Annotated in this window: 10 protein-coding genes; 3 read left to right on the forward strand and 7 right to left on the reverse strand. The window is 63.7% G+C overall.

Annotated elements, in window-relative coordinates; genetic code table 11:
• Window positions 1–2: 2 nt before the first annotated feature.
• On the reverse strand, window positions 3–1028 hold the full coding sequence (gene dctP / locus CSAL_RS15915; RefSeq protein ID WP_011508430.1) for a TRAP transporter substrate-binding protein DctP: 1026 nt from the start codon (window positions 1026–1028) through the stop codon (window positions 3–5).
• Window positions 1029–1174: 146 nt separating this feature from the next.
• Here dctP and bamJ point away from each other — a divergent pair, with 146 nt between their 5' ends.
• Window positions 1175–1894 (forward strand): BamJ family beta-barrel-assembly machinery protein, encoded by a 720-nt coding sequence (bamJ, locus tag CSAL_RS15920; RefSeq protein WP_011508431.1) that lies wholly within the window; start codon window positions 1175–1177, stop codon window positions 1892–1894.
• Between the two features lie 359 nt (window positions 1895–2253).
• On the opposite strand, the gene CSAL_RS15925 is transcribed toward bamJ, so the two are convergent.
• A complete protein-coding gene (locus CSAL_RS15925; protein WP_011508432.1) occupies window positions 2254–2745 on the reverse strand; it encodes a hypothetical protein in 492 nt (163 codons plus the stop codon).
• A 111-nt stretch (window positions 2746–2856) separates the two neighbouring features.
• Here CSAL_RS15925 and CSAL_RS15930 point away from each other — a divergent pair, with 111 nt between their 5' ends.
• Entirely contained in the window at window positions 2857–3771 is a 915-nt protein-coding gene (locus CSAL_RS15930; protein ID WP_011508433.1) for an AEC family transporter, read from the forward strand.
• A gap of 3 nt (window positions 3772–3774) precedes the next feature.
• On the opposite strand, the gene CSAL_RS15935 is transcribed toward CSAL_RS15930, so the two are convergent.
• From CSAL_RS15935 to CSAL_RS15955, 5 genes are all read right to left on the reverse strand, one after another.
• Window positions 3775–4770 (reverse strand): 2-hydroxyacid dehydrogenase, encoded by a 996-nt coding sequence (locus CSAL_RS15935; protein ID WP_011508434.1) that lies wholly within the window; start codon window positions 4768–4770, stop codon window positions 3775–3777.
• Window positions 4771–5108: 338 nt separating this feature from the next.
• Complete coding sequence (trmB, locus tag CSAL_RS15940) at window positions 5109–5849, reverse strand: tRNA (guanosine(46)-N7)-methyltransferase TrmB (RefSeq protein ID WP_011508435.1); 741 nt, start codon at window positions 5847–5849, stop codon at window positions 5109–5111.
• Window positions 5850–5906: 57 nt separating this feature from the next.
• Window positions 5907–6707, reverse strand: a complete 801-nt coding sequence (locus CSAL_RS15945) for a thiazole synthase (protein ID WP_011508436.1) — start codon at window positions 6705–6707, stop codon at window positions 5907–5909.
• Window positions 6708–6785: 78 nt separating this feature from the next.
• Window positions 6786–6986: a sulfur carrier protein ThiS gene (thiS, locus tag CSAL_RS15950; RefSeq protein ID WP_011508437.1), complete on the reverse strand. Its 201-nt coding sequence runs from the start codon at window positions 6984–6986 to the stop codon at window positions 6786–6788.
• Window positions 6987–7041: 55 nt separating this feature from the next.
• Window positions 7042–8523, reverse strand: a complete 1482-nt coding sequence (locus CSAL_RS15955; protein ID WP_011508438.1) for an alanine/glycine:cation symporter family protein — start codon at window positions 8521–8523, stop codon at window positions 7042–7044.
• 177 nt (window positions 8524–8700) lie between these two features.
• Here CSAL_RS15955 and CSAL_RS15960 point away from each other — a divergent pair, with 177 nt between their 5' ends.
• On the forward strand, window positions 8701–9084 hold the full coding sequence (locus tag CSAL_RS15960; RefSeq protein WP_011508439.1) for a DUF423 domain-containing protein: 384 nt from the start codon (window positions 8701–8703) through the stop codon (window positions 9082–9084).
• The last annotated feature ends 51 nt before the right edge of the window (window positions 9085–9135 follow it).

The raw sequence follows: 9135 nt of genomic DNA on the forward strand, positions 1-9135 counted from the left end.
GCTTATTCTGCCTTGTCGCCGGACTGCTCGACATGCTTCAGCACGATGTCCAGCGCCTTCTGGCCACGTTCGCCGACCATGTCGACATAGGTCTGACGCACCGGCTTGGCCAGTTCACGGAAGGCCTCGCGCTCGCTCTCATCCAGGTGGATGATGTTGATGTCGCTGTTTTCCTTGATGGTCTCGAGACGCTCGGAGTTGAACTGGGACTGAATGTCGTGCCCCTTCTGCACCATCTCGTCGAGCGTGGACTCGAGCATCTCGCGCTGCTCGTCGGACAGCCCGTCGTACCACTCCTCGTTGCCGATGAAGTTGGCGATGAACTGCGACTGATCGGCGAAGATCATGTAGTCCTGCACTTCATAGAAGCCCATGTTCTCGTGGGCGAAGACCGGCTGGATATTGCCTTCCGCCTGGCCTTGCTGCAGGGCACTGTAGAGTTCGCCGTAGGCGATGGTGATGGGAGACGCACCATAGGCTTCGTAGGTCGCCCGCAGCAGGCTGTTGTCCATGACACGGATCTGCAGGTTTTCCATGTCTTCCGGCGTGCGGATTTCCTTGTTCGCGGTCCACACCTGATACCCTTCGGGCAAGGTGGCCAACGGCACCAGGCCGCGCTCACGGAACGATTCCTGCCACGCATCGCTCTTGAGGAAGTCGTCCGAGTTGAGGATCTCGGCCGTCTCCAGTTGATCGTTCGGCATGACGAAGTTGAGGCTCATCAACTGGCTTTCCGGGACGGTGCCGCCCAGGAAACCGGAGCCGAAACCGAGCGGAATCGCGCCGTTCTGGATGGCGTCATACAGCGCCGAATAGTTCGACCCCCAGGAGCCGTACGGCAGCAACTCGACCGTGATGTCGCCGTCGCTCTTTTCCTCGATCAGTTTCTTGAACTCTTCCGCATAGCCGTACTGCACGCTGCCCTCGGTCTCTTCGAGACCGAAACGCCAGGTCTCGGCGGACGCCGTGGAAGCGACACCGACCAGGCCCAGAGCCGTGATACTCAGGACGATATTTCGCATTTGCATGGAGTTCCCTCTTTCTTATCAATGTAGATTCAGAGAAGAGCAAAGTCGCTTCAATGTCAAGAGAGCCCCGCCGCGTGGGTGCGCAACGCCGCGCGTGCTGGTAGAGTTGAACGGCGGTGTTTTTGTTTACCTGTTAAGGAGTTTTCATGAAGCGTTTGATGACGGCCGTGGTATTCGGCGGCCTCGTGGCAACGCCGCTGGTGGCCATGGCCGCCCCGGAAAGCGACAACGCCAAGCTGGGCTACAGCCTTGGCGCCACGCTCGGTCAAAGCATGAAGCAGGACGTCTCGGATCTCGATACCGACGCCTTCACCCAAGCGATCAAGGATGTCTACGCCGGTGACGATCTGCAGATGAGCGACGAGGAAATCGCCGCCACGCTTTCCGACTACCAGCAGCAGAAGATGGCCGAACAACAGGCCGAGAAGGCAAAAGTCGCCGAGGAAAACCGCAAGGCGAGCGAGCAGTTTCTCGCCGAAAACGCCGAGAAAGAGGGCGTGAAGGTCACCGATTCGGGACTGCAGTACAAGGTGCTCGAGTCCGGGGATGGCGACACCCCCAGCGCCGGCGATACCGTGAAGGTCAACTACGAGGGCAAGCTGCCCGACGGTACCGTGTTCGACAGCTCCTACGAGCGCGGCGAGCCGATCACCTTCCAGGTCGGCCAGGTCATCGAGGGCTGGCAGGAAGCGCTGCAGAAGATGCAGGTCGGCGATACCTGGATGCTGTACGTGCCCGCCGACCTCGCCTACGGCAAGGGCGGCACCGGTGGCCCGATCGGTCCCAATCAGGCCCTCGTGTTCAAGATCGAACTGCTGGGCATCGAAGACGGCAACGATCAGGACGCCTCCTCGAACGGCGAATGACGTCCGTCACCCACGGCGCCCGTCCACGGGCGCCGTTTCGTTTTTCCCGCCGACATCCGCAGACGTCTTTTCCACATCCCCATCGCCCCGCCTGCCTGTGGACAGTTTTGTGGAGTGTCTGTGCCTTAGCCGTGAATGTCAGGGCATTTCGCCCCTGCAGAAGCTTCCTGCCGCCCTGTCCATGCCTCTTCACGCACCACCGACATGCGGCAGATGATCTATAAATCTTTGTTTTAAAAGGGGTTTAAAAACCCCTCCGTAACACGTCTCACGCCGAAGTAAGTATTGGCTTACCCACAAGCCACGCAACCATGCACATCGTGACAATGTGGACAAGTCATTTGATGCGCCTGCTGCCCCTAGCGATGGATGTCGAAATCGTACCAGCTGCCCTTGCGCCCATCCGGCGTTTCCAGAATGACCTGAGCACGCCATGGCATGACCGTCTCTGCCCAGGGACGCAATTCGCCGACACCCTGGAAATGGCCCTCGCCGATCGATTTCATTTCCACACGGGTCAGCCCCATGTTCATGTCGCGCCCGATGAACTCCACGACCACCGACTGCACGTCGAGGCCCGACGTGCGCACGTCGATTCTCAGGGGCTCGTAGGATTCGAACTCCCCCTGCATGCCGAAACGCAGCGTTCCCTTCAAGCCGATATCGGTACGACACGGCCCCTCGCGCAGATCGCAATGCCAGCGTGGCGGGTACCAGGTCACATCCTCGCGTGAATCGCGCAGGTAATAATCGGCCAGGTAACCGGCCGCCACCAGCACCGTCATCAACGTCAGCAGCGTCAGCAGGTTGAGCAGCGGCGGCCTGAGCGGATCTTCTTCGTGATGTTGCATATCGTTAGGTCGAATCCCATCACCCTGAGCATCGCGCTAAGCTTACCAGTTCGTGTGCCAGCCGGCTTGCCAGCAGCCGGACATGGCCAACGTCATGACCACGGAGGCGCGATGAGCGGTGTCAACGAGGCCCTGGGCCCCCTGTTCCTGTTGATTTTACTCGGTGCCCTGCTGGGCTGGCGGCGGATCCCCGGGGACGACTTCTGGCCCGCCATGGAGCGGCTGATCTACTTCCTGCTGTTTCCCGCGATGCTGATCGCGACGCTGGCCACGGCCGATGTGGCGCAAGTCCCGGTCCTGCGTCTGGCGGTGGCACTGCTGGGCACCATGTCGCTGTTCGCGCTGGCGCTCTGGTGCGGCCGTCATCGGCTGGGACTGACGCCGGCGGCGTTCACCTCGCTGTTTCAGGGCACGCTGCGTTTCAACACCTATGTCGGGGTGGCCGGGGCCGCCGCCCTGCACGGTCAGGCCGGGGCGACCGTGGCTGCGGTCGCCGTGGCGCTGATGGTGCCGCTGGCCAACATCCTCTGCGTGGGCGGCTTCATCGCCGCCGGTACCCTGGGCGCCTCGAGCCTCGGGCGCAGTCTCGCCGCGCTGGCGCGCAACCCCCTGATCCTGGCCTGCGTGATCGGCATCACGCTCAATCTGAGCGGTATTGGCCTGCCGGGATGGCTGGGCGGTGCCGTCGAACTCACCGGACGCGCGGCCCTGCCGCTGGGGTTGATCGCCGTGGGCGTTGCCCTGCGCCCCCGTGCGCTGACCGGTCACGGCCGTGCGTTCTGGTGGTCGGCCACGCTCAAGCTCGGCGCCACTCCACTGGTGGTGCTGAGCCTGGCCTGGCTGACCGGCCTCGACCCGGTGAGCCGGGATATCGCCTTGTTGTTCGCCGCACTGCCCACCGCCACCTCGGCGTATATCCTCGCCCGCCAGCTCGGCGGCGATGCCGAGCTGATGGCGGCATTGATCACCGGCCAGACGCTGCTGGCCATGGTGACCTTGCCGGCATGGATGGCGCTGGCAAGTTGAGCGTCAATCGTCGACACGATTGGCACAAGGCGCGCCACGCTGCACGCAGGCCACATTGTCGAGCGTGACCTCGGCGATCTCGGCCAGCGCCTCCTGGGTGAAAAATCCCTGATGCCCGGTGATCAGCACGTTGGGGAAGGTCACCAGACGCTGAAAGACATCGTCGTCGATGATGTCGTCGGAATGGTCGCGGAAGAACAACGAGGTTTCCTGCTCGTAGACATCGATGGCCAGCCCGCCCAGACGGCGCGCCTTGAGCGCGTCGACCACCGCGCGCGTATCGATCAGAGCACCGCGCGAGGTGTTGAGCAACAGGGCCCCCGGCTTCATCGCCGCCAGGGCCTCGGCATCGATCAGATAACGCGTATCGTCCGTCAACGGGCAATGCAAGCTGATCACATCACTCTCCGCCAGCAGGCGCCGGCGCGAGACATACTCGCCACCCAGCGTCGTGAACGCCTCGCTGGGGTAGCGGTCCTCGCCCAGCAAGCGACAGCCGAGACCGGCGAAGATGCGTGCCGTGGCCAACCCGATGCGACCGGTCCCGATCACCCCCACCGTCTTGCCGTGCAGCGTCATGCCCAACAAGCCCTCGAGCATGAAGTTGCCCTCGCGTACGCGATTGTAGGCCCGATGCGTGCGGCGGTTCAGCGTCAGCAGCAAGGCCAGGGCATGCTCGGCCACCGCCTCGGGCGAGTAGGCCGGCACGCGCACCACGGCGATGCCCAAGCGTGCAGCGGCCTCGATGTCGACATTGTTGAACCCGGCGCAACGCATGGCCACGAACCCTACGCCCTGGGTCGCGAGCGCCGTCAGCACGGTGGCGTCCAGGGTATCGTTGACGAAGGCGCACACGCCGTCTGCACCATGGGCCAGCACGGCACTCTCCGCGTTGAGCGCCACCTCGTGATAGCCGATCTTGAAGCCATGGCGCGCATTCGCCGCCTCGAAGAAACGCCGGTCATACGGCTGGGCACTGAACATGGCGATATGCGTCACGAAAGCCTCCCGATGCACCCAAGTGAAAAATATTCTCGTTACGCTTGACGACTCAAATGAGAATGGTTTACCTTAACAACCGTGGCGCCGCCAAGCGCCACTGACCTAAGCAGCGAATGTCAGGTTCCTGCCCATGGTTATCTCCTCATCAAGCTAGTCACGGTCTTTGAAGCCGCCCGCCCGGGCGGCTTTTTTTATGCCCGTGTCCGCCCCGCGCCGAGCGCGCCGGCACTGTGCCAGCGTCCTCGACTCCCTGCCGTGATCCAGATCAGGTCACCATGAAAAAAACCGCTGACGGGCAGCGGTTTTCAACGAGCAGTGGCGATCACGGGTGGTGCTCACTCCACACGGGCGTAGATCAGGTCCCACACGCCATGACCGAGCCTTTCGCCCCGGCTTTCGAACTTGGTCAACGGCCGAAATTCCGGTCGCGGCACATAAGGCGCGCTTTCGGGCGGTGCCGTGTTGCGGTAGCCCGGTGCTTCCTCCATGACCTCGACCATGTGCTCGGCGTAGGCTTCCCAATCGGTCGCCATGTGCAGATAACCGTGCGGCGCGAGACGCGTGCGCACCAGCTCGACGAACGCCGGCTGCACGATGCGACGCTTGTGATGCTTCTTCTTCGGCCAGGGGTCGGGGAAAAACAGCTGCAGCCCCGTAAGGCTCGACTCGGGCAGGCATTTGTCGAGCACTTCCAGGGCATCGTCACGATACACGCGCAGATTGGTCAAGCCGCGCTTGTCCGCTTCATCGAGCAGCTTGCCCACTCCCGGCGCATGCACCTCGATACCGATGAAATCGGTCTCGGGATTGGCGGCGGCTTGCTCGACGAGCGACTGCCCCATGCCGAAACCGACCTCGACGACGCAGGGTGCGCGGCGGCCGAAGAGCGCCTCCAGCGATTGGCGTCCCTCGGCCACACTCAGGCCCAGGCGCGGCCAGACCTCTTCGAGCCCCCGCGATTGGGCGGCGGTCATGCGTCCGGCACGCAGTACGTAGCTCTTGATGCCGCGCGGCGGGCGTCCCGGCGACTCGGGGGTCGCCGGGGCATTCTCGGAAGATGAGGAGGAGTCACTCATGGCAAGTCTGCGTTATCGGTCACGTAGCGAAGGCGGCCGGTCAGGCCGCGCGAAAATTCAGGCGTTGATGCGCCCGGCGAAGGGCGATGACGGGCTCGCGGAGGCACGGCGCGGCATGCGCTCGGCAAGATACGCTTCGCGCCCCGCTTCGACCGCCAGTTTCATGGCGCTTGCCATGCGCACCGGCTGACGCGCATGCGCGATCGCCGAGTTGATCAGCACGCCGGCACAGCCCATTTCCATGGCCAGGGCGGCATCCGAGGGCGTCCCGATGCCGGCATCGACGAGGATCGGCACTTCGGCGTTGTCGAGAATGATCGCCAGGGACGTCGGGTTGAGCAGACCGTGCCCCGAGCCGATCAACGACCCCAACGGCATCACCGCGCAACAGCCCAGGCGTTCGAGCTCCTTGGCGACGATCGGGTCGTCGCTGGTGTACACCATGACATCGAAGCCATCGTTGACCAGCGTTTCGGCGGCCTTGAGAGTCTCGACCACGTTGGGGTAGAGCGTGCCGTCGTCACCGAGCACCTCGAGCTTGACCAGGTTGTGGCCATCCAGCAGCTCGCGGGCCAGCTTGCAGGTACGCACTGCATCCTTGGCGGTATAGCATCCCGCCGTGTTGGGCAGGATCGTATAGCGGCTCGGCGGCACGGCATCGAGCAGGTTGGGCTCATCGGGGTTCTGGCCCATGTTGGTGCGACGCACCGCGACGGTGACGATCTCGGCACCACTCGCCTCGACGGCGGCGGCGGTCTCGTCGAAGTCCCGGTATTTGCCGGTACCCACCAGCAGGCGCGACGCGAAGGTGCGGCCGGCGACGGTCAGTGGAATATCCTGGCGCGGATCTGCTGACATGACGAACCTCTTGGCGAACAGGAAAGTCGCCGCACGGCGGCGGCAAGGGCGAACACCGGCATTTCGCCGGCGGCCGAATCAGCCACCGCCGATGGCATGCACGATTTCCACGCAATCCCCGGGGGTCAGGCGCGTCTCGGCATGCTGGCTGCGGGGCACGATCTCTTCATTGACTTCGACGGCGATGCGGCGTCCGGTCAAGGCGAGCTGATCGACCAGCTCGCTGACCGTCAACTCGGATGCGAACTCGCGGCGCTCGCCGTTGAGCTGAATGTGCATAACGGCCTCTCACATCGTTGGGGAGAGACCGTCATTGTAACGCCAAATGCCGTGCTCAAGAATCCTTGGGCGGCCACACGTCCGCATCCACTTGCTCGGGACGCTTGAGCACCTTGGGATCGAAGCGCGGCTCGCGGACGCCCTCGCGCCGCTGGCGCTCGTAATCCTTGAGCACGCGCATGGCGATCGGCGCCAGGATCAGGATCGCGATCAGGTTGGTGGTCGCCATCATCCCCATGGAAAGATCGGCGAAGTCCCATACGAAGGTCAGCTGCGACACCGAGCCGATCATCACCATGGCCAGCACGGCCAGGCGCAACGCTTGTACCGCGCCCTTGGCATGGCGCTTGAACATGTACTCGATATTGACCGTGGCGAACGAGAAGTTGGCGATGATCGAGGTAAAGGCGAACAGCAGGATGGCCACGGCGATGAAGATCTCGCCGAAGCCGCCAAAGTGATCCGCCATGGCGTCCTGGGTGAGCTGGATACCCACGATGTCCTGTCCCGGCGAGTTCGCCATCAGCGTCTCGTAGACACCGGAAAGCAGGATCACCACCGCCGTGCAGCTGCAGATCACCAGGGTATCGACGAACACGCCGAACGACTGTACCAGCCCCTGCGCCGCGGGATGCTTGACGTTGGCCTGGGCCGCCGCGTTGGGCGCCGAGCCCATGCCGGCCTCGTTGGAAAACAGGCCACGCTTGATGCCGTTTTCCATTGCCGTCTTGATGGCGTAGCCGGCCGCGCCGCCCACTGCCGGCCCGTAGCCGAAGGCACTCTTGACGATCAATGCCAGCATCTCCGGCACCTCGGTGATGTTGACCGCCAGCACCACCAACGCGACCAGCAGGTAGGCGACGGCCATCACGGGCACGATCTTCTCCGCCGTGCGTGCGATGGACTTGAGCCCGCCGTAGATGACCACGGCCACGACACCGACCAGAATCAACCCGGTCAGCCAGTTAGGCATGCCGAAGGCCTGGTTCATGCCCTGAGCGATGGTGTTGGCCTGGGCGCCGTTGAACGCCAGGCCGTAGGCGACCAGCAGGAAGAAGGCGAACAGCAGACTCATCCATCGCCAGCCGAGCGTGCGCTCGATGTAATAGGCGGGCCCGCCACGGAAGACGCCATCCTCGTGGCGCTTCTTGTAGACCTGGGCCAGGGTCGACTCGACGAACGAGGTGGCGAACCCGACCAGGGCGGTCACCCACATCCAGAAGATCGCGCCCGGGCCCCCGACCCACAGCGCGATGGCCACGCCGGCCAGGTTGCCGGTGCCCACACGCGCCGCCAGCGACGTCGCGAAGGCCTGAAAGCCGCTGACGCCTTCGCCGGCGCCCCGGCTGTTGAAGGTCACGCGCGCCATATGCCCGAACAGGCGAAATTGCATGCCGCGCGTCAGCACGGTGAACAACACCCCCGCGCCCAGCAGAAGATAAACGAGGATGTATGACCAGATGAAATCGCTGACAGGGGTCATCACCGCATAGATGGCGTCATGCAGCGATGCGACGAGGCTGGCAAGAGAGTCCATGGATTAACGCTCCATTGTGATTCTTGAGATCGGCAAGGCCGCGACGATACGCCATACCGCAACGCTTGTCATGGCGTAAGCGACGCCATAGGGTAAGCACCAGCGCGGCGATGCCGGGCCCCTCGCCCCCGGTGCTCGCTCACCGTCTCAGCATAGGTCAGTCACATGGGATGCAACATGCACAAGCGTCGTGGATGGACACTCGTCGCTCTAAGCGGCTTGGTCGTGGTCATGGCAGGCGCCTTCGGCGCCCACGCGCTGGGCGACATGCTTCCCCCCGCACGACTCGACGCCTTCACCACCGGCGTGCGCTATCAGGCGTGGCATACCCTGGCCGCCATGGCGGTGCTCCTGTGGCACGCGCAGCACCCTCTGAGGGGCCAGACAACCGTGCTCTGGCTGTGGGGGCTGGGCATGGCGGCGTTTTCCGGCTCGCTGTACCTGCTGGCCCTGACAGGCGCCCATTGGCTGGGGCCCATCACGCCGTTCGGTGGTCTGTTGCTGATGGCCGGCTGGCTGACGCTGGCGATATGCGCCTGGCGTCAGCGCCCCGCTCACTGAGACCTCGCGCCCCACGTTCCAGACGCGCTCAATCGTCATCGCTCTCGTCGG

The sequence above is a fragment of the Chromohalobacter israelensis DSM 3043 genome (assembly GCF_000055785.1).
GTDB classification, from domain to species: Bacteria; Pseudomonadota; Gammaproteobacteria; order Pseudomonadales; family Halomonadaceae; genus Chromohalobacter; species Chromohalobacter israelensis.